At 70.7% G+C, this 22102-nt stretch carries 22 protein-coding genes; 10 read left to right on the top strand and 12 right to left on the bottom strand.

Annotated elements, in window-relative coordinates:
- Positions 1 to 13: 13 nt before the first annotated feature.
- Complete coding sequence (locus QWI33_RS28185; RefSeq protein WP_289960021.1) at positions 14 to 1168, top strand: sensor histidine kinase; 1155 nt, start codon at positions 14 to 16, stop codon at positions 1166 to 1168.
- Positions 1165 to 1827 (top strand): response regulator, encoded by a 663-nt coding sequence (locus QWI33_RS28180; protein WP_289960020.1) that lies wholly within the window; start codon positions 1165 to 1167, stop codon positions 1825 to 1827. The genes QWI33_RS28185 and QWI33_RS28180 overlap by 4 nt, the downstream gene beginning before the upstream one ends.
- Before the next feature lie 51 nt (positions 1828 to 1878).
- Here QWI33_RS28180 and QWI33_RS28175 read toward each other — a convergent pair whose 3' ends face one another.
- From QWI33_RS28175 to QWI33_RS28155, 5 genes are all read right to left on the bottom strand, one after another.
- Positions 1879 to 3297 (bottom strand): YihY/virulence factor BrkB family protein, encoded by a 1419-nt coding sequence (locus QWI33_RS28175; protein ID WP_289960019.1) that lies wholly within the window; start codon positions 3295 to 3297, stop codon positions 1879 to 1881.
- Positions 3298 to 3372: 75 nt separating this feature from the next.
- On the bottom strand, positions 3373 to 3786 hold the full coding sequence (locus QWI33_RS28170; RefSeq protein WP_289960018.1) for a DUF7144 family membrane protein: 414 nt from the start codon (positions 3784 to 3786) through the stop codon (positions 3373 to 3375).
- A 144-nt stretch (positions 3787 to 3930) separates the two neighbouring features.
- Positions 3931 to 4530, bottom strand: a complete 600-nt coding sequence (locus tag QWI33_RS28165; RefSeq protein WP_289960017.1) for an anthranilate synthase component II — start codon at positions 4528 to 4530, stop codon at positions 3931 to 3933.
- A 44-nt stretch (positions 4531 to 4574) separates the two neighbouring features.
- Positions 4575 to 4865 carry a hypothetical protein gene (locus QWI33_RS28160; protein ID WP_289960016.1) on the bottom strand — a complete coding sequence of 97 codons (291 nt, stop codon included), beginning with the start codon at positions 4863 to 4865 and terminating at the stop codon, positions 4575 to 4577.
- A 1-nt stretch (position 4866) separates the two neighbouring features.
- Entirely contained in the window at positions 4867 to 5889 is a 1023-nt protein-coding gene (locus QWI33_RS28155) for a class E sortase (RefSeq protein WP_289960015.1), read from the bottom strand.
- Between the two features lie 300 nt (positions 5890 to 6189).
- Between QWI33_RS28155 and QWI33_RS28150 the strand changes: the two genes are divergently transcribed.
- Entirely contained in the window at positions 6190 to 6453 is a 264-nt protein-coding gene (locus QWI33_RS28150; protein WP_289960014.1) for a cell division protein CrgA, read from the top strand.
- A 228-nt stretch (positions 6454 to 6681) separates the two neighbouring features.
- On the opposite strand, the gene QWI33_RS28145 is transcribed toward QWI33_RS28150, so the two are convergent.
- Complete coding sequence (locus QWI33_RS28145) at positions 6682 to 7839, bottom strand: thiolase family protein (RefSeq protein WP_289960013.1); 1158 nt, start codon at positions 7837 to 7839, stop codon at positions 6682 to 6684.
- Complete coding sequence (locus QWI33_RS28140; protein ID WP_289960012.1) at positions 7832 to 8350, bottom strand: YbhB/YbcL family Raf kinase inhibitor-like protein; 519 nt, start codon at positions 8348 to 8350, stop codon at positions 7832 to 7834. The genes QWI33_RS28145 and QWI33_RS28140 overlap by 8 nt, the downstream gene beginning before the upstream one ends.
- A 505-nt stretch (positions 8351 to 8855) precedes the next feature.
- On the opposite strand from QWI33_RS28140, the gene QWI33_RS28135 reads away from it, so the two are divergent.
- Positions 8856 to 9977, top strand: a complete 1122-nt coding sequence (locus QWI33_RS28135; protein WP_289960065.1) for an aminotransferase-like domain-containing protein — start codon at positions 8856 to 8858, stop codon at positions 9975 to 9977.
- Between the two features lie 309 nt (positions 9978 to 10286).
- Here QWI33_RS28135 and QWI33_RS28130 read toward each other — a convergent pair whose 3' ends face one another.
- A complete protein-coding gene (locus tag QWI33_RS28130) occupies positions 10287 to 10607 on the bottom strand; it encodes a hypothetical protein (RefSeq protein WP_289960011.1) in 321 nt (106 codons plus the stop codon).
- A 158-nt stretch (positions 10608 to 10765) separates the two neighbouring features.
- Between QWI33_RS28130 and QWI33_RS28125 the strand changes: the two genes are divergently transcribed.
- Both QWI33_RS28125 and QWI33_RS28120 read left to right on the top strand, forming a co-directional pair.
- Positions 10766 to 11278: a peptidylprolyl isomerase gene (locus QWI33_RS28125; protein WP_289960010.1), complete on the top strand. Its 513-nt coding sequence runs from the start codon at positions 10766 to 10768 to the stop codon at positions 11276 to 11278.
- Between the two features lie 9 nt (positions 11279 to 11287).
- A complete protein-coding gene (locus tag QWI33_RS28120) occupies positions 11288 to 12256 on the top strand; it encodes a rhomboid family intramembrane serine protease (RefSeq protein WP_435367609.1) in 969 nt (322 codons plus the stop codon).
- A 492-nt stretch (positions 12257 to 12748) separates the two neighbouring features.
- On the opposite strand, the gene mobA is transcribed toward QWI33_RS28120, so the two are convergent.
- Together mobA and QWI33_RS28110 are read right to left on the bottom strand one after the other, a co-directional pair.
- Entirely contained in the window at positions 12749 to 13381 is a 633-nt protein-coding gene (mobA, locus tag QWI33_RS28115; protein ID WP_289960008.1) for a molybdenum cofactor guanylyltransferase, read from the bottom strand.
- Between the two features lie 228 nt (positions 13382 to 13609).
- Positions 13610 to 14590 carry a DUF4192 domain-containing protein gene (locus QWI33_RS28110; RefSeq protein ID WP_289960007.1) on the bottom strand — a complete coding sequence of 327 codons (981 nt, stop codon included), beginning with the start codon at positions 14588 to 14590 and terminating at the stop codon, positions 13610 to 13612.
- A 302-nt stretch (positions 14591 to 14892) separates the two neighbouring features.
- Here QWI33_RS28110 and dnaE point away from each other — a divergent pair, with 302 nt between their 5' ends.
- Positions 14893 to 18435 (top strand): DNA polymerase III subunit alpha, encoded by a 3543-nt coding sequence (dnaE, locus tag QWI33_RS28105; RefSeq protein ID WP_289960006.1) that lies wholly within the window; start codon positions 14893 to 14895, stop codon positions 18433 to 18435.
- Between the two features lie 95 nt (positions 18436 to 18530).
- Complete coding sequence (locus QWI33_RS28100) at positions 18531 to 18941, top strand: hypothetical protein (protein ID WP_289960005.1); 411 nt, start codon at positions 18531 to 18533, stop codon at positions 18939 to 18941.
- 1 nt (position 18942) lies between these two features.
- Here the strand turns inward: QWI33_RS28100 and QWI33_RS28095 are convergent, their stop codons facing one another.
- Positions 18943 to 19800, bottom strand: coding sequence for an oxidoreductase (locus tag QWI33_RS28095; protein ID WP_289960004.1), 858 nt, complete (start codon positions 19798 to 19800; stop codon positions 18943 to 18945).
- 105 nt (positions 19801 to 19905) lie between these two features.
- Between QWI33_RS28095 and QWI33_RS28090 the strand changes: the two genes are divergently transcribed.
- Positions 19906 to 20781 (top strand): LysR family transcriptional regulator, encoded by an 876-nt coding sequence (locus QWI33_RS28090; protein WP_289960003.1) that lies wholly within the window; start codon positions 19906 to 19908, stop codon positions 20779 to 20781.
- A gap of 95 nt (positions 20782 to 20876) precedes the next feature.
- A complete protein-coding gene (locus tag QWI33_RS28085; protein ID WP_289960002.1) occupies positions 20877 to 21347 on the top strand; it encodes a carboxymuconolactone decarboxylase family protein in 471 nt (156 codons plus the stop codon).
- A 122-nt stretch (positions 21348 to 21469) separates the two neighbouring features.
- On the opposite strand, the gene QWI33_RS28080 is transcribed toward QWI33_RS28085, so the two are convergent.
- Complete coding sequence (locus tag QWI33_RS28080; RefSeq protein ID WP_289960001.1) at positions 21470 to 21817, bottom strand: DoxX family protein; 348 nt, start codon at positions 21815 to 21817, stop codon at positions 21470 to 21472.
- Between the last annotated feature and the right edge of the window lie 285 nt (positions 21818 to 22102).

Genomic DNA, 22102 nt, shown 5'->3' with positions numbered 1-22102 from the left:
TAGGATTGGGGCCATGTCGATACCCCTCGGGAGCCGCCTCGCAGGGCCGCGGCTCGACCTGGTCGTCGCCGCGGTCCTCCTCGGCGACACGCTGATCTCGGGCGCGGCCGTGGCCGTCGACGGCGGCCTGCCCTGGTACGGCTGGCCGCTGCTCGCCGTGGGGCCCTTGATGTTCCCGCTGTGGCGGCGGTACACGCGCACGGTCATGCTCGTCACCGTCGCGGCCCTGGTCGCGGTCGGGCACCTGCACGTGGGCCCGCTCGCGGCCGTCCCGGCTCTGGTGGCGATCGCGGTCTCGATGTACCGGGGGCACCGCAAGCTCACGGTCGGCCTCGTGGGGGTCGTCTCGGCCGTCACGATGCTCGGGAACTGGAGCGCCGCGGACTTCCGGTTCACGGGTGCGGTCATGGAGCAGTCCATGCTCGTCATCGGCTGGCTCCACGTGGCCCTCATCTCCGGCGAGTCGCGCCGCCAGCGCGACGCGTACATGGCCGAGGCCGAGCACACCCGCGAGGAGGCGGTCAAGCGCAAGGCCGCCGACGAGCGCGTGCGCATCGCCCGCGAGCTGCACGATTCGCTGACCCACTCGATCTCGGTCATCCGGGTGCAGGCCGGGGTGGCGCTGCACTTGGCGCGCAAGCGCGGCGAGGAGCCGGCGCCGGCGCTCGTCGCGGTCGAGGAGGCCGCGAAGGACGCGACCCGGGAGCTGCGCGAGACCCTGACGATGCTGCGCGACGACGAGGGCCACCGGCTCTCGCGCGTCAAGCCCCTCGCCGACCGGTACCGGGGCCTGGGCTTCACCATCGATGTGGAGTGCGAGGTCGACGAGGCCGCGGTGCTCGACGAGGAGGTCGACCACGCCGCGTACCGGATCGTGCAGGAGGCCTTGACGAACGCCGTGCGCCACTCCGACGGCGACCGGGTGCGGGTCCGCGTGCGCCGCGGCGACGACGCCCTCGTCGTCGAGGTCGCCGACAACGGCCGGGCCCGCGACGTCAAGCCCGGGCGCGGCCTCACCGGCATGCGCGAACGCGCGGACGCCCTCGGCGGGACCCTCGACGTCGGTCCCGGCGAGTTCGGTTTCACCGTCACCGCCCACCTGCCCATGCCCAGCTCGGAACCGCTGATCCCGGTCCAGGCCGCCGCCCGACCGGGGAGTCCGCGATGATCCGAGTCCTGCTCGCGGACGACCAGCCGCTCATGCGCGGCGGCTTCCGCGCCCTCATCGACGCCGAGGACGACATGACCGTCGTCGCCGAGGCCGCCGACGGCCCCACCGCGGTGCGCCTCGCGGGCGAGTACCGGCCCGATGTGGCCCTGCTCGACGTCGAGATGCCCGGCGGCGACGGCATCAGCGCGGTCAAGGCGATCGCCGCCGACGAGCGCCTCGCGTCCCTGCGGGTCGTCATGCTCACCAACTACTCGTTCGACGCGTACGTCTTCGACGCCCTCCGCGCCGGCGCCGCCGGCTACCTCGTCAAGGACACCGAGCCCGAGGAGCTGCTGCGCTGCGTGCGGGCCGCCGCGGCGGGGGAGACGCTCCTGTCGCCGCAGATCGCCGCGAAGCTCGTCGCCGAGTACGTGGCGCACCCGCCGTCGCGGCTCGCCGGGCAGGTCGAGGGGCTCACCTCGCGCGAGACCGAGATCGTCGCGCTCGTCGCGCGAGGGCTCACCAACGGCGAGATCGCCGAGCGCCTCTTCATCAGCCCGGCCACCGCGAAGACCCACGTGCACCGCGCCATGATGAAGCTGGCCGTGCGCGACCGCGCGGGCCTGGTCGTCTTCGCCTACGAATCGGGTCTGGTGCAGCCCAAGGGCGCCGCTTGACCGCTCGCCAGGCGCCAAACCCTTTAGGAATTGGACGGCCCGGGCGGGAGGTCAGTCCTCCATCGCCCGCATGGGCGCGCCCGCGTCCTGGGCGGTGCGGGCGAGGTCCCGCAGCGCCGCGGTGAACGCCCCATCGACGTGCGGCTCGAGCGCAGCGGCGAACGCGGTGATGTCGTCGGTGCTCACGACCGCCCCGAAGTGCGCGTCGCGGCCGCACCAACCGGCGTCCTCGTTCCAGTCCCGCACCAGCCGCGGCAGCGCCGCGTACCCGCCCGGCGGTGCCGTCTCGATCAGCTCGCCGAGCGCCCGGCCCAACCGGAGGCGGTCCACATCGACGGTGAACAGCGACCCGTCGAGTTCGTACCAGAACCGGTACCGGCCCGTGCTCGGGCTGCTGCCCGTGGGCTCCAGGAACGCGGCGACGGTCACGACCTCCACGATCCGCTCGAGACGGCGGCCGTCCACGAACGCGGTCCATCGCTCTTCGACCGCCGCATCATTACGCGCGGGTCGCTCAAGATTTTCAGTGTCAGGATCGGCACCGGTCTCGGCACCGGTCTCGGCACCGGTCTCGGCGTTGGTGTCGGTGTCGTCCTCTTCCTCAAATGCGGCGGCGCTCGGTTCGCCGGCCTCGCCCGCGGCCGTGCCCGCCGTGTCCGTCTCCGGCTCGGCCGTCGCGTTGTACTCGGCCCCGAACAGCAACGCCGCGTTCGTGATCCACAGCCACACCAGGAACACGATCGCGCCGCCCAGGGCGCCGTACGTCTTGTCGTAGCTCCCGAAGTTCGTCGCGTACAGCCCGAACGCGACCGATGCGGCGATCCACAGCACCACCGCCAGGGCCGCGCCGGGCGCGCGCCGCCGGAAGGTCGAGCGTTTCGCCGGGGCGAGCCAGTACAGCATCGCCACGATCACCATGACCAGCACGATCACGGCGGGCCACTTCACCCAGGTCCACACCGTGACGGCGGCCGAGTCGGCGTTGACCGCCTCCCCGATCGCGCGCGCCACCGACCCGCCGGTCGCGGCGACGAGGCCGGTCACCGCCGCCAGCGCGCCCACCACGACGGTGAGCACGATGCGCACGATGAGGACCGTCCACCACTTGCGGGTCTCGTCGGTCCCGTTGACCGCGTTGAGGGCCCGCGAGAACGCCGCCACGTAGTTCGACGCCGCCCACAGAGCGGCGACCAGGCCGACCAGGGCGAGCAGGCCCGCGGCGGCAGGGTTCATCTGGAGCCGCGCCACGGCGTCTTCGATGATCTGGAAGCCCTCGCCCGGGGCGAGCGTGGCGACGCCGTCCAGGAGGGCGGCGGTCGCGTCCTCGTCGAGCATGCCGATGATCGACGCGCCCACGAGTATCGCGGGGAACAGCGACATCACCGAGTAGTACGTGAGTGCCGCGGCGGTGTCGCCGCGGCTGCCGCCGGCATACTGCTTGGCGGCCTTGACCAATGATCGGGCGCCCATGACTCCACCGTGCCAGGCTTCGCGCGGGGGCGGGCCCGTTCGCGCGAACTCGGCACCCTCTTCAGGATCGGCTGCTCAAGAAGTGCCGCGGGTGCGCGTGGCGAGGCCCCAGATGACGAACACGTCCAACGCGATCACAATTGAAGTCCACAGAGGATACTGTGGGGCGAGGAGGACCTGGTTGACCGCCGAGACCGCTGCGACGACCATCGCGGGCACCGGGTGCGCGCCCCAGCGCGCGAAGCGGCTCCAGACGCCGAGCTGGCCGAGCCCGAACACGATGGCCGCCAAGCCGATCGCAAGGTTCACCCAGCCCCAGCCGGTGTTGTCGCCCCGGTACCAGTAGCCGCCGCCGGTGAAGACGAAGACGTCGCCGCCCGCGACCGCGTACCCGATGGCGACCTGCCAGGCGCCCATGAGCAGCAGCAGGACCCCGGCGGGCACAGAGCCGCCCGCACTGCGGCGAGGCAGCCAGTCCTCTCGAGTCATACGGGTTCCCCTGGGGCGATGCTCGGCGCCGACGACGCCGCTTGCGCACACAGCTTAGGCGACGCGGCGTCCCGATCGCGGCTTCCACGCTCGCCGCCGCCCGCACAGGGGCCGCGCCGCGATCGCGCGCCCGTTCTGCGGTGTCTAGGGGGTGTTGTCGCCCGCCGGCCCTTCCAAGCGGCGCAGCCAGTTGCCCAGCAGCGCGCTGCCGTCCTCGGTGAGGATCGACTCGGGATGGAACTGGACGCCCTCGACGTCGACGCTGCGGTGGCGCAGGCCCATGACCGTCCCGTCGTCGCTGTGGGCGGTCACCGTGAGCGGGTCGCGCACGCTCGAGGGCTCGACCGCGAGCGAGTGGTACCTGGTGGCGGTGAACGGGTTCGCGAGGCCGGCGAAGACGCCTTCGCCGTCGTGGCGGATCGGGGAGGTCTCGCCGTGCCGCAGTTCGGCCGCGCGCGTCACCTCGGCACCCCAGTGCTCGGCGATCACCTGGTGCCCCAGGCACACGCCGAGGACCGGCACCTCGCCGGCGAACCGGTCGAGCAGGTCGTGGCCGAGCCGGGCCTCGTCGGGCCGACCCGGCCCGGGGGACAGGAGCACCCCGGCGGGGCGCAGCCTCACGGCCTCGTCCACATCGGTCCGGTCGGAGCGGCGCACCTCCACCCGGGCGCCCAGCGCCCGCAGGTAGGAGACGATGGTGTGGACGAACGAGTCGCGGAAGTCGACGACGAGCACGCTACCCATCACGGTCTTCATCACCGCCCCCACCAGTGCGTTCGATCCTTGCTCTACTCCCCGTCTTCGGGGGACTCCGCGGTCTGCCAGTCCTCGGGGTCGAAACCGGTGCCCGGGCAGTCCACCCCGGGCGTGCAGGTCTCGTCCTCGGCCGGCGCGCCGGTCTCGCCGTTCTCGACGTTCACGCCGCCGGCCGGGTCGACGTTGCTCCACGGCATGAGCGGACGCACTGCCGGGAACACCACGAACCACAGGAGCGCCACCATGCCGACGCTCAAAGCGACCGAGCCGATCAGTTTACCCGGCAGCCCGCCGGGGAGCTTCCTCCAGATCCACGAGTACACGTCAGACCTCCGGGTCGATCGCCGCGTCGGGTAGGTCGCCCGCGGGGTCGCGCTCGATGGTGTCCACCAGCTGCGAGTAGACGACGTAGCGCTCGTAGTTGTCCCACCGCGGGTGGCAGGTGAACAGGGTCAGCCAGTAGTCCTCGTCGCCGGGCTCGGTGCCGGGCTCGCCCGGGACCGGCGCGGTGATGTCGATTTCGGTCTCGTTGACGACCTCGTGCGACTGCACCTCGTAGATGTAGAAGTTCTCCTTCGTCTCGATGACGACCTTGTCCCCCGGTTCGAGGGAGCGGATCTCGGAGAAGATCGCGGGCACGTTGTGGCCGGCGAGCGTGAAGTTGCCCTGCTCGCCCGGGAAGGCGCCGTCGAGGAAGCGGCCGGGCGCGTACTCGATGTCGGCCGGCTCGGTGCCTTCGACGAGCGTCCATGACTCGGCCCGGACGTCGGGCGCCCACATGCGCGCGAACGCGTCGCCCAGTTCGGGCACGGGCGCGCCGTCGACGCCCTCCTCGCCCTGGACCTCGTCCTCCCAGATGTTCTCGAGGTCGCCCGAGAGGGTCTCCTGCTCGTTGTTGATCTCCTGGGAGACGCCGAAGACCTCGTACCCGGCGTAGAGCAGGACGACCGCGCCGAGGGTGATGAGGGTTTCGCCGAGGCCGCGCACGGTGGTGCGCAGGCCGCCGTCGCTGCGGTGGCGCTTGACCGAGCGCTTCTTGCGGGCCTCGCTGTCGGCGCCGGGCGGGGCGGGCGTCTCGTCAGGGGGGATCACGGGCAGGATCGCGGTGCCGTCGGGCTCGGGCACGAGGGGCGCGTGCCGGACCTTCTTCGCGAGCCCGGGCGGGCGGAGCGCGGTGGTCCGGTCGGGGTCGGCGGCGGTGGGGGCGGCAGGAGGGGGCGGGACGCTGGCGCGGCCGGGGCTCGGCGAGGCGCCCGCCACCGGTCCCGGCGAAGGCCGCCGGGCAGGCGGCGGCTCGTTCGCGAAGGGGGACCAGTCCTGATCGCTCACCTGGAACTTCGCCTCCATAGCGCCGGTGTTCTCTTCGTAGGGGATCTCGTAACCATAACGCGCGAGGCAATCCTAGGGTTGTACTGCGAGCCCGAATATCAACCGAACGGGCAGGTCTGCGCAGGGCTCGCGTGGGCGCACGCCGCGCCCGGGGCGGCGTGCGCGCGTCGTGATGGAGTGCGGTGCGGTCCAGGCGCTTCGGCCCTCGGCGCGGCCTCCGGGCCCCGGGGTGTGAGCTACGCGATCCCGCGCGGACGGCCCGTCACCGGCGGACGGTACCCTGGACGCCGGACATGTCCCTCAGTTGGAGAGTCGTCGATGCCGAAGTCACGTGTGCGCAAGAAGAAGGTCTACTCGAGCTCCGGCGCGGGTACGAGTTCGACCTCGGGCGAGAGCTACGAGCCGAGCCCGATGTGGGTGCCGATCACCGCTGTCGCCCTCATCGTCATCGGCATCGGCTGGCTGACGCTGTTCTACCTCTCCGGCATGGCCTTCCCGGTCGGCTCCTGGGGCTACTGGAACCTCGCGGTCGGCTTCTCCTGCATGGTGGCCGCCCTGCTCGTCCTCTCGAAGTGGCGCTGACCCGCACCCTTCGCTGAGGCGGACCCGTTCGCCCCACGCCCGAACGGCGGAGGCGAGGCCCCCTCGCCTCGTGTTCGAACCCTTCGTCGTCGAACAGTGTCGGACCCCCGGCGTACCTTTATGCCAGGGGTCCCTAAGGGCGGATTTATCAGGATATTTCCTGACGCGCCCTGATTCGCCTCAGTGGCGGGACCCGCCGTTCGCGAGCCCGCCTCGCAGCCGACGGCGTCACAGGAGCTCGAACACGGTCGCGTTCGCCATGCCGCCGCCCTCGCACATCACCTGGAGCCCGCGCCGGGAGCCGGTGTCGCGCATGTAGTGCAGCATCGTCGCGGCCAGCCGCGCCCCCGAAGCGCCCAGCGGGTGCCCGAGCGCGATCGCGCCGCCGCGCGGGTTCAGACGGTCCTCGTCCGCGCCCGTCTCCGCCAGCCAGGCGAGCGGGATCGCGGCGAACGCCTCGTTCACCTCGAACACGTCGATCTCGTCCAGGTCCAGGCCCGCGCGCTGCAGAATCCTCGCGGTCGCAGGGATCGGCCCGTCCAGCATGAGCACCGGGTCCGAACCGACCGCGCACGCCGCCGCGATCCGCGCCAGCGGCCGCACCCCGAGCCGCCGCGCGTGCTCGTCAGTGGTGATCACCAGCGCCGCCGCCCCGTCCGAGATCTGCGAGGCCGACCCGGCCGTCACCGAGCCGTCCACGGTGAACACCGGCTTCAGCCCGGCGAGCTTCGCCATGCTCGTGTCCCGCCGGAAGCCCTCGTCCACCGCCACATCCCCCACGGGCGCGATCTCATCGGCGAACAGGCCGCCGTCGCTCGCGGCCGCGGCCTTCTCGTGGCTGGCGAGCGCGAACGCGTCCATCGCCTCCCGCCCGATCCCGTACCGCTCGGCCACCAGCTCGGCGGCCAGACCCTGGTTGAACAGCACCGGCGCTTCCGAGTCCACGTGCGCCGCATAGCGTTCGCGCACGACCGGCCCGTACGGCAGGCCCGCGCCGGCACCGACGCTCGACCCCATCGGGACGCGCGTCATCGACTCGACCCCGCCCGCCACGACCACATCGGCATGCCCGGCGAGCACCGTCGCGGCCGCGAACGCGACCGCCTGCTGGCTCGACCCGCACTGGCGGTCCACCGTCGTGCCCGGGATCCGGTCGGGCCAGCCCGCGGCGAGCACGGCGTTGCGGGCAATGTTCCACGACTGCTCGCCCACCTGCGAGACGCAGCCGAGCACCACGTCGTCGACGGCGTCCGGACCGAGGCCCGAGCGCTCGAGCGCCGCGTTCATCGCGTGCGCGGCGAGCTCGACGGCGTGCACGTCCGCGAGCACGCCGCCGCGCCGGCCCAGCGGCGTGCGGGCGGCGGCGAGGATGACGGCCTCAGGCATTGCGGTACACCGGCGCGATGACGGCCCGCGCGATCGCGTTGAACGTGAGGTGGAAGGCGCCCACCGCCATCGAGGCGCCCGGGTCGACCTCGACCGGCGCCTTCAGGGCGTGCACGGCGAACAGGTAGCGGTGCTCGGGGTCGCCGGGCGGCGGCGCGGCGCCCGCGTAGCCGATGGTCCCGGAGTCGTTGCGCAGCTGCACCGTCCCCGCGGGCGGCGCGGCGGCGGCGCCGGACGCCAGTTCGGTGACGGACGCGTCGAGGCCGAGCAGCATCCAGTGCCACCAGCCCGAGCCGGTGGGCGCGTCCGGGTCGAAGCAGGTGACCGCGAACGCGGCCGTCTCCGCCGGGAAGCCCGACCAGGCCAGGTGCGGGGAGACGTCGCTCCCGGCGACCTGCGCGACGTCGAGCGGCGACTTGTCGGCGATGTCGTCCGAGACGACGGTGAACTGGGGGAGCGGAGGCAGGAAATCGTAGGGCCACGGGGCCCTGGTGCGGTCGAGCGACGTCATCGTTCTCCTCAACTTCTCGGCCCGGCCCGCGGCGCCGGCCCTCCCCGCCCGCACAGGTCGGTGGAGCCGCTTTCGCTTGCGGGGCCGCGTATGCAACGACACGGTCAATGGTCTCGCGGGGGCGCCGGCCCCGCCTCTGCACCGTATCGCGGCCGGGCCGCCCGCACGAGCGCACCGCGCGACTCGCGCGCCCCGACCCGCCATCGACGCCCGCCCTCCGTCTCGCAGGCCGAGCCTCGCGCCCGCCTCCTGACGCGGAGCCGCGCCCGCCCTCCGTCTCGCAGGGCCGAGCCTTGCACTCGCGTTACGTCGCGGAGCCGAGCCCGGCACCCGCCTCCCGTCGCGGAGCTGCGCCCGCCGTCCGGCCCCGCGGGACGCGGTGTCCGCATCGTGGACGCCGCGTCGCACGGGGATGCCGACGCGTGCGCCGGTGTGCCCGAACCTGACCCGCCGTGCCGCCCGGTGAGCCGCGGCGCGGCGGCTCATATGCCGGTCGACGTCCACCCTGCGGGCCGCTTACGCTGGTGTCATGCCGAACACCGACGTCATCTCTTTCTCCCGGGGCGCCCCGTCGCTCGACATCGTCGACACCGAGGGCCTCAAGGCCGCCGCCGTGGCCGCGCTCGAAGCCGATCCGGCCGGGGTCACCGGTTACGGCACGTCCGTGGGCTACGGCCCGCTGCGCGAGTGGATCGCCGCCAAGCACGGCGTCACCCCCGCGAACGTGCTGGTCACCAACGGCTCCATGCAGGCCGACGCGTTCCTGTTCGACGAGCTCGTCAAGCCCGACTCGCCGGTGATCGTCGAGCGCCCCACCTACGACCGCACCCTCCTCGGCCTGCGCAACCGCCGCGGCGAGCTGCACCCGGTGCGTCTCCAGGCCGACGGCCTCGACGTCGACGAGCTCGAGGGCCTCCTCAAGGGCGGCGTGCGCCCGACCCTCGCGCACATCATTCCGAACTTCCAGAACCCGGCGGGCGTGACGCTCTCGGGCGAGAAGCGCACCCGGCTGCTCCAGCTCGCGAACGAGTACGAGTTCACGATCTTCGAGGACGACCCGTACTACGACATCCGCTTCCGCGGCGAGCAGTACCCGACGATGCTCGAGCAGGACGCGACGGGCCGCGTCGTGTACGCGTGCTCGTTCTCGAAGACCGTGTGCCCGGGCCTGCGCACCGGCTACCTGGTCGGCCCGGCCGACATCATCGCCACGATCGCCGCCGCCGCCACCAACACGTACATCGCGCCGAACATGTTCGCGCAGGCCACGATCTACCAGTTCGCGGCCTCCGGGGCGCTGGACCGCTCGATCGCGACGGTCAAGGCCGCCCTCGAGGAGCGCGTCGACCAGCTCTCCGCATCCCTGCGCGCGCACCTGCCGGGCGCCGAGTTCATCGTCCCCGACGGCGGCTACTTCCTGTGGGTGGACCTCGGCGAGGGCGTCGACTGCGCGAAGGTCGCGGCCGCTGCCGCCGACGAGGGCGTCCAGGTCGTCAAGGGCACCGACTTCGTGCTCGAAGGCGGCCAGAGCTGCCTGCGCCTGGCCTACTCGGCCGTGAAGGCCGACCGGATCGACGAAGGCGTGCGCCGCCTCGCGAAGGCCGTCGAGGTCGCGAAGGGCCTCTAGCGGGCACTTGCCCCACGCTCCGTGAGCGATCGGGGACGTAACGTCGACAATGGATGGCGGTTATGCGCCATGGCGTATAACCGCCACGGTGCTGCCCTTCCCAGAACGGATGCGGGGAGCGAAGATCGGTGCGTGACCGCGGTTCGCCGCGGTGCGGCCGTTATCCCGCCCCCATTGACGCCGGATCGGTGGACTCACCCACTCCCCCCGAGGTGAGACACCGGTCCGGCGTTTTTTCTCGCCACATGAGTCCGGGGGTCCGCGTCGCCGCGAACCCCCGATCTCTCATGCCCCCCTCAGGCGCCGCCTTCAGCGTGTGACGCTGTCGACGAGCTCCTCGGTGAGCGCCCGGTCGTCGAGCTCGGAGTCGTCCAAGAGCTCGTCCGCGAGGAGAGCCTCCCCGATCGACTCGGTCCGCTGCCGATACCACAGGTAAGCGGCGGCCCCCCCGAGCGCGAGACCCGCGCCGATCGCCCCCACGACCCACGGCCACTTCCGGGCCGGCGGCTTCCTGAGGCCGACCTTCGTGAGGACGACGTTGACCTTTGGCGCGGCCGCCTCCTTCGTACCCCTGGCCGCAGCGAAACCCGCTTCCTTCAGCGAGTTCACTCCCTGCGTGAAATGGTCCACGGCCTCCTTGGTCGGAGTCGTGGCATGTCGGCTGAACCCCATAGTGAATGCCTCCTCTAGGTGCCTGTAACTCTCATCGTGCCCCGGCCTGTGACACCCGTCGAGGGAAACGGGGGAGAAAGTTGGACGAACCTCGGCGGTCTGGCACCATAGACGCCATGACGAAGGCGACGCTCAAGACCAACGCAGGCGACATCACGATCGAGCTGCTCGACAACCACGCGCCCAAGACCGTGGCGAACTTCGTGGGTCTGGCGGAGGGCACCAAGGAGTACAAGGACCCGGAGACCGGCCAGCCGGGCTCGGGCCCGTACTACGACGGTGTCATCTTCCACCGGATCATCGACGGCTTCATGATCCAGGGCGGCGACCCGACCGGCACCGGCCGCGGCGGACCCGGCTACCAGTTCGCGGACGAGTTCCACCCGGACCTGCACTTCGGCGAGCCCTACCTGCTCGCCATGGCGAACGCCGGGCCCGGCACGAACGGCTCGCAGTTCTTCATCACGCTGGGCCCGACCCCGCACCTGAACTTCCGCCACACCATCTTCGGCAAGGTCGTCGACGAGGACTCCAAGTCCGTCGTGGACCGCATCGGCAAGGTCGCCACCGGCGCCCAGGACCGCCCGGTCAACGAGATCGTCATCGAGTCCGTCGTCATCGAGAAGTAACGACACTCGATGAGCGACGAGCAGTCGGCCCCCACCTGCTATCGCCACCGGAACCGCCAGACGTACCTGCGGTGCGTCCGATGCGACAAACCGATCTGCGCCGACTGCCGGATCGATGCTCCCGTCGGGTTCCAATGCCCTGACTGCGTGGCCGCCGGCCGCCGGACGATGCGCCAAGCGCGCTCCTCGTTCGGCGGCGGCGCCAGCGCGGGAGCCGCAGGGACGGTGACCAAGGCGCTCATCGGCGTCAACGTCGCGGTGTTCGTACTCGCGATCATCTCCGCGGGAAGCCTGGCTGCGGCGACCAGCTCGGGGGCGACGCCGCTCCACTGGCTCGGCGCTCAGATCGGGTACCTTCCCGGCTACCAGGCCGGGGCGCTGATCCCCGGCGGCATCGGGAGGGTCACGGACACCGCCGCCGAGGTGAACCTCTTCGGCGCGACCCTGACCTTGCCGTTCGTCGCCGACGGCGGCTACTACCGCATGATCACCGCGATGTTCCTGCACTTCGGCATCTTCCACCTCCTGTTCAACATGGTGGTGCTGTGGATGTTCGGACGGGTCCTCGAGCGCGACCTGGGACCCGCGCGGTTCCTCACGGCCTACATGCTCTCGGGCCTGGCCGGATCGGTGGCGGTCTACCTCTTCTCCTACGACACCCAGACTGCCGGCGCCTCAGGGGCCGTGTACGGCCTGTTCGGCCTCATGATCCTGATCAACCGCAAGCTGAAGCGCGACAACAGCGGCATCTATGTCCTTCTGGGATTGAACCTGGCCCTGACGCTCTACATGGGCTTCAGTTTCGCCGGGCATGTCGGCGGCCTCGTCGGCGGCGCGATCTGCGGCGCGATACTGACGTTCACGCCGCGCAACCGGCGTTCCCTGCACTGGGTCGGCTTCGCCCTGTTCCTGGTGGTGCTGGCGGCGATCACGTTCTTCCAGACGGGCGTGCTCGACAACCAGTTCGACATCGTCTGACCCGGACCGCCGCTCGCGGCGGTCCGCAGCGAGTTCAAGCTTTGCGACCGACGCCGCTTGCGGCCCGGTCGCCGCCCGAGCGCTTTGCGCTCGGGCTTTCTCATTCTCGGATGGGGGACTGGCGCGCTGCCCGAACTGATTCGCAGTGGCCTCTGAGGGCCTCTCTCCCCGCCCGAACTCATTCGCATTTGGCCTCTGAGGGCTCTTTCCCTCGCCCGAACTCATGCTCGGCTGGGGATACTGGCGCGCCGTCCGAACTGATTCGCATCGGACTCTGGGGGCCCCTCCCCCCCCCGCCCCCACCCCCCTCGCCCACCCGCCCTGTTGTAGTTGCGTGCACGGTGTTGAGGGCCGTCGCTTTGGAGCGACTGGCCGACGGTCGTCGTTGACCGCCTCGATGCGGTAGTTCCGACTCGTCGCGCCGGGTGGCGCGTTCAGATCGGGTCGGACGCCTCAGGTTCGGTAAGCAGTGGCGCTGTTCGCGTATTGCCGCTATTTGAGGTCGGCGGCCCAAGTTCGGGCTTGGGCGAGGTCGTCCGGTGTGTCGCAGTCGAACCACGGGGGCGGACTCGCGTCCTCCCAGGTGACGGTCTCGACCTCGATGCCGGTGAACAAGAGCCTCGCCGGGGCCCCCGGTTCGACCTCGGCCGCGTTTCGGCGGACCGGGTCGGTGGGCCACACGCCGCACAGCCACTGCCTTCGACCTGCGTTGTCGCAGAACAGCGCCCCTCGCTTGCGGTCGTCTCCGCCGTCCGGGCCGGTTCCGCTCGCGTGCTGCTGGAGCAGGCGCAGCGCCTCGGAGGTCAGGAACGGCAGGTCGCCGCCGAGGATCGCCACCCGGTCGCAGTCGTCCGGGACTGCTGCCAGGCCGGCCTGCACCGCGCGGGCCGGGCCGGAACTCGGCGGATCCTCCAGGACCTCGAGCACCCCCTCCGGGAGGGGCTTGGCGTCGGAGGGCCGCGTGCCCACCACCACTCGGAACACCGCGTCCTCGGTGGCCGAGAGCATTCGCTCCAGGATCGTCGAACCGCCGACCACCAGTTCGCTCTTCGCGCACCCGGCGAATCGCCGCGCCTTGCCGCCGATGAGGATGATCGCGGCAAAGCCGCCAAGCTGCTCAACCATGCCCCCAGCGTAGCGATCACTCCGCGGTGGCGGGGTGCTGCTGCGCGGTCACTTGCTTTGGGTTTCCTGCGGACTCTGTTGGTCATGGATTGTTGTTCTCCTTCTTTGGTTTCAGTGCGGCCGGTGGGTTAGTAGTGGTGGGTGCGTGGGTGCGTGGGTGCGTGGGTGCGTGGGTGCGTGGGTGCGTGGGTGGCCGGTGGGCAGTGAGATCGGCTTCGATCGGGTCGGTCAGTCGTTGACCTCTGCTTCCTCCCGGTCGCCGCAGCCGATCCGCGACAGCGCGCCCGGCGGGATCCCCGCCTGCAGGGCGGCCATGAGCATCTGCGCGAGCTGGTAGTGCGGACTCGCCTTCAATGCGAGTTCGAAGGCCTCCAAGGCGAGTACGCCGTTGCCGAAGCGGTAGGCGGCGAAGCCCGCCACCGTCGCGGCCGGGGCCACCAGGTCGTCCTCCAGATGCCGGGTCACCCAGAGCCACAGGTCCAGCCGGTTGCCCTCGAACCGCCCCGAGTTGATGCGCCGCAGCGCGTAGTCGCGGATGTCCAGGTCGCCGAGCGCGAGACCCACCGCGGCGATCGCCTCCGGTTCGGGGAGGGACTTCGCGTCCATCCAGCGGTCGATCGCCTGGAGGTCGTGGTCCCGCTGTGCGGCCCAGTCGAATTCGGCGTCCGTGGTGAGCGCCGCAAAGACCGCCCGCGCCACCGCCGCGCGCCTGCCCACCGGGGCCGGTGCGAGCTGGGCGGCGACGGCGCTTCGATCGGCCTCCGCGTAGCCGCCCGCGACCGCCACCTCGCAGGAGGCCGCCGAGGTCTCCGGGAGCTGCAGTCCCTCGACCGGGCAGCAGGCCTTGCGGCAGGTGAGGCTGAACCAGCGGCCCTCCGCGACCCGCAGCAGGTCGAGCGGTGCGATCCCGGCGTCGTGGAGCCGGATCGCCACGCGCTCGGCGACCGCTTGAGCGAGCTCGGCCTCGCCGTAGACGACGACCACGCAGCCGTCGCATTCGTTGAGGCTCAACTGGCCGGTGAGGTCGGGCAGGTGCTCCAGATGATCGGCCGAACCCGGCAGGTCAACCCGGAACGTGCACTGGAGTTCGCCGTCGCGAAGGCCCACGATCACGAGGCTGTGGTCGGGATGGAAACCGAGCAGCAGAGGCACTGTCGTAAGAAGATCGGTGGGGCCGTTGAGGCGGATTCTCGCTTGTGTCGTGTGCATATGTCAACTGTCCGTGAAGTACCGACAACCGGCAAGAATTAATTTTTCTCCTGTGGATAACCGAAACGACCCTGTGGATTGTTTGCCCGTTTTCGGGCGGCGTGGTAACGGCGTGTCGCGGCCTTTCCAGGAGGGTCGCGAGGGGCTGAGAGGGAGGGCATTCCGGGTGCCGAGTCCGCGCGGCCGCGCGGCGCGAGGCGATAGGGTGGAAGGTCTTGAACCGGGCCGCCCGCGCCGGTGCTGAAGGCAGCCGCGCAGGGGCCCGCAGCGGGCGAAACCACAGGTCAAAGCGGGAGCGAAGCGTGTCGAACCAGTACGTCCACCTGCATGTGCACACCGAGTACTCGATGCTCGACGGGGCTGCGAAACTCAAACCCCTGTTCGCAGAGGCGGAGCGGCTGGGCCAGCCCGCGATCGCGATGACCGACCACGGGAACATGTACGGCGGATACGCCTTCTATCAGCAGGCGAAGAAGACCGGCGTGAAGCCGATCATCGGCATTGAGGCCTACCTCGCGCCGCACGACCGATTCCACAAGAAGCCCGTCTGGTGGGGCCAGCCCTCCCAGCGCGGCGACGACCTCTCCGGCGCCGGCTCCTACACGCACATGACCATGGTCGCCAAGGACTCCACGGGACTGCGGAACCTCTTCCGCATGTCCAGCCTCGCCTCCTTCGAGGGCTACTACTACAAGCCGCGCATGGACCGCGAGCTCGTCGCGCAGCACTCGCAGGGCATCGTCGCCACCACCGGCTGCCCCTCCGGCGAAGTGCAGACCCGCATGCGCCTGGGCCAGATGGACGAGGCCTACCAGGCCGCCTCCGACTACCGGGACATCTTCGGGGCCGAGAACTTCTTCCTCGAGATCATGGACCACGGCAACGACATCGAGCAGCGCGTCAAGAACGAGCTGTACGAGCTGGGCAAGAAGATGGGCATCCCGCCGCTGGTCACCAACGACTCCCACTTCGTGACCGAGGCCCAGAAGGACACGCACGCCGCGCTCCTGTGCGTCCAGTCCGGCACCACACTGGACGACCCGAAGCGCTTCAAGTTCGACGGCCAGGGCTACTTCCTGCGCTCCGCCGAGCAGATGTACGGCGTCCGCTCCGACGAGATGTGGCAGGAGGGCTGCGCGAACACCCTCCTCGTGGCCGAGATGGTCGAGTCGTACGACGAGATCTTCGCCGTCCAGGACCGGATGCCCGTCATCGACGTCCCCGAAGGCCACGACCAGGGCTCCTGGCTGCGCCAGCTGGTCATGGAAGGCCTCAAGGAGCGCTTCCCCGGCAAGGAGGTCCCCGCCGGCTACCTCGAGCGGGCCGACCTCGAGCTGAACGTCATCATCAACGCCGGGTACCCCTCGTACTTCCTCGTCGTCGCCGACCTCATCAGCCACGCCCGCTCCATCGGCATCTACGTCGGCCCCGGCCGCGGCTCGGCCGCCGGTTCGCTCGTCGCGTACGCCATGAAGATCACGAACATCGACCCGATCGAGCACGGCCTCCTGTTCGAGCGGTTCCTCAACCCCGAGCGCGTCTCGATGCCCGACATCGACATCGACTTCGACGACCGCCGCCGCGGCGAGATGATCACCTACGCGACCGACAAGTACGGCAAGGAGTTCGTCGCCCAGGTCATCACCTTCGGCACGATCAAGACCAAGGCCGCGATCAAGGACGCCGCCCGCGTCCACCACGGCCAGCCCGGCTTCTCCATCGCCGAACGCATCACCAAGGCCCTCCCGCCGCCGGTCGCGGCCCAGGACATCCCGCTCTCGGGCATCGTCGACTCGAGCCACCCGCGGTACAAGGAGGCCGGCGAGGTCCGGGCCCTCATCGAGAACGACAACGACGTCCGCCAGATCTTCGACACCGCGCTCGGCCTCGAGGGCCTGATCCGCAACGCCGGCGTCCACGCCTGCGCGGTCATCCTCTCCTCGCAGCCGCTCATCGACTGCATCCCGATGTGGGCCAGGCCGGACGGATCGATCATCACCGGTTGGGACTACCCGTCCTGCGAGGACATCGGCCTCCTGAAGATGGACTTCCTGGGCCTGCGCAACCTCACCGTCATCGGCGACGCCATCGAGGCGATCAAGCTCAACCGGGGCGTCGAGATCGACCTCGACACGCTCGCCACGGACGACCCGAAGGCCTACGAGCTGCTCGCCCGCGGCGACAGCCTCGGCGTGTTCCAGCTCGACGGCGGCGCCATGCGCGAGCTCCTCAAGCGCATGCAGCCCACCGAGTTCAACGACATCATCGCCGTCAACGCCCTCTACCGGCCCGGCCCGATGGCCGCGAACTCCCACAACAACTACGCCGACCGCAAGAACAAGCGCCAGGAGGTCGTCCCGCTCCACCCCGAGCTCGGCGAGGCCCTGGAGGACATCCTCTCGGAGACGTACGGCCTGATCGTCTACCAGGAGCAGATCATGCGCATCGCCCAGAAGCTGGCGGGCTTCACGATGGGCCAGGCGGACATGCTCCGCAAGGCCATGGGCAAGAAGAAGATCGACGTCCTGGAGAAGATGTACGCCGACTACGAGGCCGGCATGCTCGGCAACGGCTACTCGAAGGACTCGATCAAGACCCTGTGGGACATCATGCTCCCCTTCGCCGGGTACGCGTTCAACAAGTCGCACGCCGCCGGCTACGCCCTCGTCGGGTACTGGACCGCCTACCTCAAGGCCAACTACCCGGCCGAGTACATGTCCGCACTGCTCACCTCCGTGGGCGACTCCAAGGACAAGGCGGCGATCTACCTCTCCGAATGCCGCCGCATGGGCATCACCGTCATGCCGCCGGACGTCAACGAGTCGCGCCACATGTTCCACCCGGTCGGCACCGACATCCGCTACGGCATGGGCGCCGTCCGCAACGTCGGCGCGAACGTCGTCGCCGGCATCATCGAGGCCCGCGAGGAGAAGGGCGCCTACGCCGACTTCAAGGACTTCCTCCAGAAGGTCCCCGCGCCGGTCTGCAACAAGCGCACCGTCGAGTCGCTCATCAAAGCGGGCGCGTTCGACTCGCTCGGGCACGCCCGCCGCGGCCTCGCCGAGGTGCACGAGAAGGCGATCGACGCGATGGTCTCCATCAAGAAGGAGGAGGCCCGCGGCCAGTTCGACCTGTTCGGCGGCATGATGGAGGACACGACCGAGACCCTCGGCGTCGACCTCACCATCTCGGACGACGAATGGGACCGCCGCGACAAGCTCGCCTTCGAGCGCGAGATGCTCGGCCTGTACGTCTCCGACCACCCGCTCAACGGCTTCGAGCGGCTCCTCTCGTCCAATGCGGACCGCCCGGTCGCGGCGCTCCACGGCGAGGAGATCGCCGACGGCGCGAACGTGCGCGTCGCGGGCATCCTCCAGAACGTCGCCAAGCGCGTCACCAAGCAGGGCAAGCTGTGGGCCTCCGCGACCCTGGAGGACCTGGCCGGCTCGATCGAGGTCCGCTTCTTCCCCAACACGTACGAGCTCGTCTCCGATTCGCTCGCGGACGACCTCGTGTGCTGCGTCAAGGGCAAACTCGACCGCCGCGACGGCACCGCCCAGCTCATCGCCCAGGACCTCGCCGTCCTCGACACGTCGAGGGGGCCGGAGTCGAATTCGGCGCCGGTCACGCTCGCGCTGCGGGCCGCGGCGGTGAACCCCGACCTCATCGAGAAGCTCTCCGACACGTTCAAGACCCACCGCGGCGAAGCCCAGGTACGCGTCCAGCTCGCGAACGGGCCGAAGACGACCCTGCTCGCCCTCGGCGACCAGTGGCGCGTGCGGCCCTCGGTCGAACTCTCGGCCGACCTCAAGGCGATCCTCGGCGTGGGCGCCCTCGTCGGGTAGGTGCACGACGACCGGGCCCGGCCGCTGGAAAGCGACCGGGCCCCTCGCCTGCCACCGGTCGGAGCGTCCACGGTGCACTGCGCCAAGATGAGCGCATGACCCCCGTTCACGATCTCGGCGCCGCCTCGCCGACCCGGCGGCGAGCGGCCCTGCTGCGCTTCGCCACCGAAATCGGCGCCTGGGCCGCCATCGGCACGGCCTTCGCCCAGATCTCCATCCCGCTCGCCATCGCCGTCGTCCTCGCCTCGGTCGCCCTCCCCACGGTGTACGCCACCCCCGGCGACAAACCGCAGGCCATGGTCCCCGTCCCCGGCTGGGTGACCATCGCGATCCTCGTCGCGACCATGGCCGGCGGCGTCGCCGCCGCCTGGATCGCCTGGCCCTGGTGGGGCGCGGCCGCCTTGAGCGCCCTGACCGCTGCGAGCCTCGTCGCGGAACTCCCGCGCTGGCGCTGGCTGCTCACCGTCGGGACCGACGGTGATGCCGACATGACCGGCGGACCCTGAACTAGGCGTCGAAGTTCATCGCGCGGGAGACGTGCTCCCACGCCGCCAGTTCCTCGGTCTGGGCCTGGAGGTCGGCCCTGATCGCGTCGACTGCGGTGTCGCCCAGGGCCAGCCGGAACGGGACCCGCTCAGCGTCGAGGGCGGCGAGGATCGCCTTGGCGGCCTTCGCCGGGTCGCCCGGCTGCTTCCCGTCGGTGGTCGGGAACGTGGACCGGAACGGCCCCACCGTCTCCTCGTACGCGTCGATCGGCGCCGACTCGCTCTGCGCGCCACCGGCGAAGCTGGTGCGGAACGCGCTCGGCTCGACCACGAGCACGTCGATCCCGTGGGGCCGGACTTCCGCGGCCAGGGCCGCGCTCATGCCCTCCAAGGCGAACTTCGTCGCCGAGTACGCGCCCACGCCGGGGAACGACATGCGCCCGCCCATGCTGCTGAGCTGCACGATCGCGCCACTCCGGCGAGCGCGCATGTGCGGCAGTGCGGCTCTGATCAGATTCGCGGGCCCGAAGACGTGCAGGTCCATAAGGGACCGCAGTTCGCCGTCGGTGGTCTCCTCGACCGCGCCGAGGTGCCCGCGGCCGGCATTGTTGACCAGGACGTCGACGCGGCCGAACCAGAGGACGGCCTCGGCCACCACCGCTTTGACGCGGGCCGGGTCGGTGACGTCGAGCTGGACCGGGACGGCCCGGCCCGGGTAGGCGGCGGCCAGGTCGTCCAGGGCCTCGGGCTTGCGGGCTGTGGCGATCACGGTGTCGCCGGCTTCGAGGGCGGCCTCGGCGATGGCGCGGCCGAAACCGGCGGAGGTGCCGGTGATGAGCCAGACGCGGCCTTCGGCGGTGCGAGTGGGGTTGTCGCTCATGGTGTTCCTTCCGAATGAAGTGTCCGTACCTTTATCCCCCTGCGGCGGGCGGGGCGTCCAATACCGGAATCGGAACGGGCCATAAACGCCGTTTATGATCGCTGGATGGAGTTGCGGCAGCTGCGGTACTTGACCGCCATCGCCGAGCACGGGAACCTCGGACGGGCGGCGAAGGCGCTGTACGTGAGCCAGCCCGCGCTCTCGTACGCGCTCAAGCGGCTCGAGACCGAGTTGGGGCTGCGGATCTTCGACCGGACCCCGGCGGGCGTCGTGCCGACGGACGCCGGACGTGAGGTGCTGGACGCGGCCGCCGAAGCGGTCGCGGCAGCCGATCGCGTGGCGGCCGTGGCGGATCGGCACCGCCTCGGGCAGATGCTCCGGGTCGGCTTCGAGGCGAGCGGCGCAGGTGAACTGACCACGCGGGCCCGCGCGGAGTTCGCGCGCCGGCACCCGAACGTTCGCGTGGCACCCAAGCGCTTCGACTGGGGCGGCGAGGCGTCGGCACTGCGGGAAGGCCAGGTCGACGTCGCTTTCGTCTGGCTCCCAGCGGACCTCACCGGCTGCCGGAGCGTCGTGGTCCACGCCGAGCCGCGCGTGGTCGGCCTCCCGGTCGGGCACCGGCTCGCCGCACGCGAGGGCGTGTCCGTGGTCGAGACCAACAACGAGCCCCTCATGTGGACGGACAAGGCGCCTCGCGCATGGGTCGACTGGTGGGCCGTCAACCCGCGGCCCGACGGCTCGGCGCCGCTGTGGGGCCCGCAGAACGACAACGTCGAAGAGATGCTCGAGCAGGTCGCCGCGGGCGCCGCGATCTGCTTCGCACCGCAGAGCATGGCCGCCTACTACGCCCGGCCGGACCTGGCGTGGGTGCCGCTCACCGACGCCGAGCCGCTACGCGTCGCCCTGGCCTGGCGCGGCACCGACGACTCACCGCTCGTGCGCGGGTTCGTCGAGGTCGTTCGCGAACTCGCCTCCATGTGACGCGGGACTCATCCCTTTCGTGGGACCCAGCGGTCACACTCCCGGCCCGGCTTTCGTCCTTGTGGTGTACCGACCAACCCGAGAGGAACACCGCAATGAGCACCTACCCCCGCATCGAGAACCCCGTCCAGCACCTTCCCGTCATCGGCGAGATCGCCGCGGCCGTCAACCGCGTGAACGAGGAAGGCGTGCTGCCGAAGACCCTCGTCAACCTGGTGGGCCTGCGCGTCGGCCAGCTCGTCGGCAGTTCCTACTTCACCGCCCGCCAGCTCGGCGACGCGGAAGACACCCCCGAGCGGCTCGGCGCCGTCGCCACCTGGCGCACCTCGCCGTACTTCACCGAGGCCGAGCGGGCCGCACTCGCCATCGCCGAGGCCGTGCACACCCCCAACCCGACTGGCGAGCGCGTCAGCGACGAATTGTTCGACGAAGCCGCGAAGCACTTCAGCGACAAGGAGCTCACCGTCCTCACGGCCGTGCTCGGCCAGATCGGGTACTTCATCCCGCTGGCGCTCATCGGGAACCCGAAGGTCGGCGTCTCCTTCGCCGAGCAGTGGCAGAAGTAGGCCGCACACGATCGGGCCCGCGCTCGGCGCGGGCCTGATCGGCTGGAGGTTCGCGGCACTGCCGCGATAGGGCGGGCGGCGCTGTCGCCGCACAGTGGAGAGGAGGCAGGGCGGCTCAGAGTTCAGGCCAGGGCCCCGAGGATGAGCGCCGCGGCGGCCGGGACCAGGTACATGACCGGGTAGACCACCGTGGCGTACGAGCGGGCCCGCAGCACGGTGACGACCGCACCGAGGAAGTAGAGGATGATGCCGACGGCGGCGGCCACGCCGATGAACGGAATGAACAGGCCGACGATGAGACCGAGCGCGCCGGCGGCCTTGGCGAGGCCGAGCCACGGCCACCACGACTGCGGCACGCCGTAGTTCTGGAGGGGCTCGACCACGAAGGCGGCCTTGGTGAAGATCGAGTAGGCCGAGAAGCCCACCCAGAGCGCGGCGGCGATGGTGACGATGATGTGGGCGATGGTCATGGTTGTGCTCCGGTTCGTTTCGCGGTGACGCTGACATCCGGTTGAACCGCGGCGGCCCGCGAACGTGACAGCGAATCCCGCTGAGTGGCGCGGATCACGGCCATTCAGTGCCGGGCGCAGTGCTGGCGCGGCGACTGCGTCCTACCGTGGTCGCCGACCCGACCCGACCCGACCCGACCCGACCCGACCCGACCCGACCCGACCCGACCCGACCCGACCCGACCCGACCCGACCCGACCCGACCCGACCCGACCCGACCCGACCCGACCCGACCCGACCCGACCC

The sequence above is a fragment of the Glycomyces tritici genome (assembly GCF_030403505.1).
The sequence above is the reverse complement of the archived record's forward strand: the minus strand, read 5'-3'. Positions and strand labels throughout refer to the sequence as shown.

What these genes read in the sequence shown, in the direction of transcription:
- QWI33_RS28185 (WP_289960021.1), top strand. Translation starts at nt 14, where the DNA reads ATGTCGATACCCCTCGGGAGCCGCCTCGCAGGGCCGCGGCTCGACCTG.
- QWI33_RS28180 (WP_289960020.1), top strand. Translation starts at nt 1,165, where the DNA reads ATGATCCGAGTCCTGCTCGCGGACGACCAGCCGCTCATGCGCGGCGGC.
- QWI33_RS28175 (WP_289960019.1), bottom strand. Translation starts at nt 3,297, where the DNA reads ATGGGCGCCCGATCATTGGTCAAGGCCGCCAAGCAGTATGCCGGCGGC.
- QWI33_RS28170 (WP_289960018.1), bottom strand. Translation starts at nt 3,786, where the DNA reads ATGACTCGAGAGGACTGGCTGCCTCGCCGCAGTGCGGGCGGCTCTGTG.
- QWI33_RS28165 (WP_289960017.1), bottom strand. Translation starts at nt 4,530, where the DNA reads ATGGGTAGCGTGCTCGTCGTCGACTTCCGCGACTCGTTCGTCCACACC.
- QWI33_RS28155 (WP_289960015.1), bottom strand. Translation starts at nt 5,889, where the DNA reads ATGGAGGCGAAGTTCCAGGTGAGCGATCAGGACTGGTCCCCCTTCGCG.
- QWI33_RS28150 (WP_289960014.1), top strand. Translation starts at nt 6,190, where the DNA reads ATGCCGAAGTCACGTGTGCGCAAGAAGAAGGTCTACTCGAGCTCCGGC.
- QWI33_RS28145 (WP_289960013.1), bottom strand. Translation starts at nt 7,839, where the DNA reads ATGCCTGAGGCCGTCATCCTCGCCGCCGCCCGCACGCCGCTGGGCCGG.
- QWI33_RS28140 (WP_289960012.1), bottom strand. Translation starts at nt 8,350, where the DNA reads ATGACGTCGCTCGACCGCACCAGGGCCCCGTGGCCCTACGATTTCCTG.
- QWI33_RS28125 (WP_289960010.1), top strand. Translation starts at nt 10,766, where the DNA reads ATGACGAAGGCGACGCTCAAGACCAACGCAGGCGACATCACGATCGAG.
- QWI33_RS28120 (WP_435367609.1), top strand. Translation starts at nt 11,288, where the DNA reads ATGAGCGACGAGCAGTCGGCCCCCACCTGCTATCGCCACCGGAACCGC.
- mobA (WP_289960008.1), bottom strand. Translation starts at nt 13,381, where the DNA reads ATGGTTGAGCAGCTTGGCGGCTTTGCCGCGATCATCCTCATCGGCGGC.
- QWI33_RS28110 (WP_289960007.1), bottom strand. Translation starts at nt 14,590, where the DNA reads ATGCACACGACACAAGCGAGAATCCGCCTCAACGGCCCCACCGATCTT.
- QWI33_RS28100 (WP_289960005.1), top strand. Translation starts at nt 18,531, where the DNA reads ATGACCCCCGTTCACGATCTCGGCGCCGCCTCGCCGACCCGGCGGCGA.
- QWI33_RS28095 (WP_289960004.1), bottom strand. Translation starts at nt 19,800, where the DNA reads ATGAGCGACAACCCCACTCGCACCGCCGAAGGCCGCGTCTGGCTCATC.
- QWI33_RS28090 (WP_289960003.1), top strand. Translation starts at nt 19,906, where the DNA reads ATGGAGTTGCGGCAGCTGCGGTACTTGACCGCCATCGCCGAGCACGGG.
- QWI33_RS28085 (WP_289960002.1), top strand. Translation starts at nt 20,877, where the DNA reads ATGAGCACCTACCCCCGCATCGAGAACCCCGTCCAGCACCTTCCCGTC.
- QWI33_RS28080 (WP_289960001.1), bottom strand. Translation starts at nt 21,817, where the DNA reads ATGACCATCGCCCACATCATCGTCACCATCGCCGCCGCGCTCTGGGTG.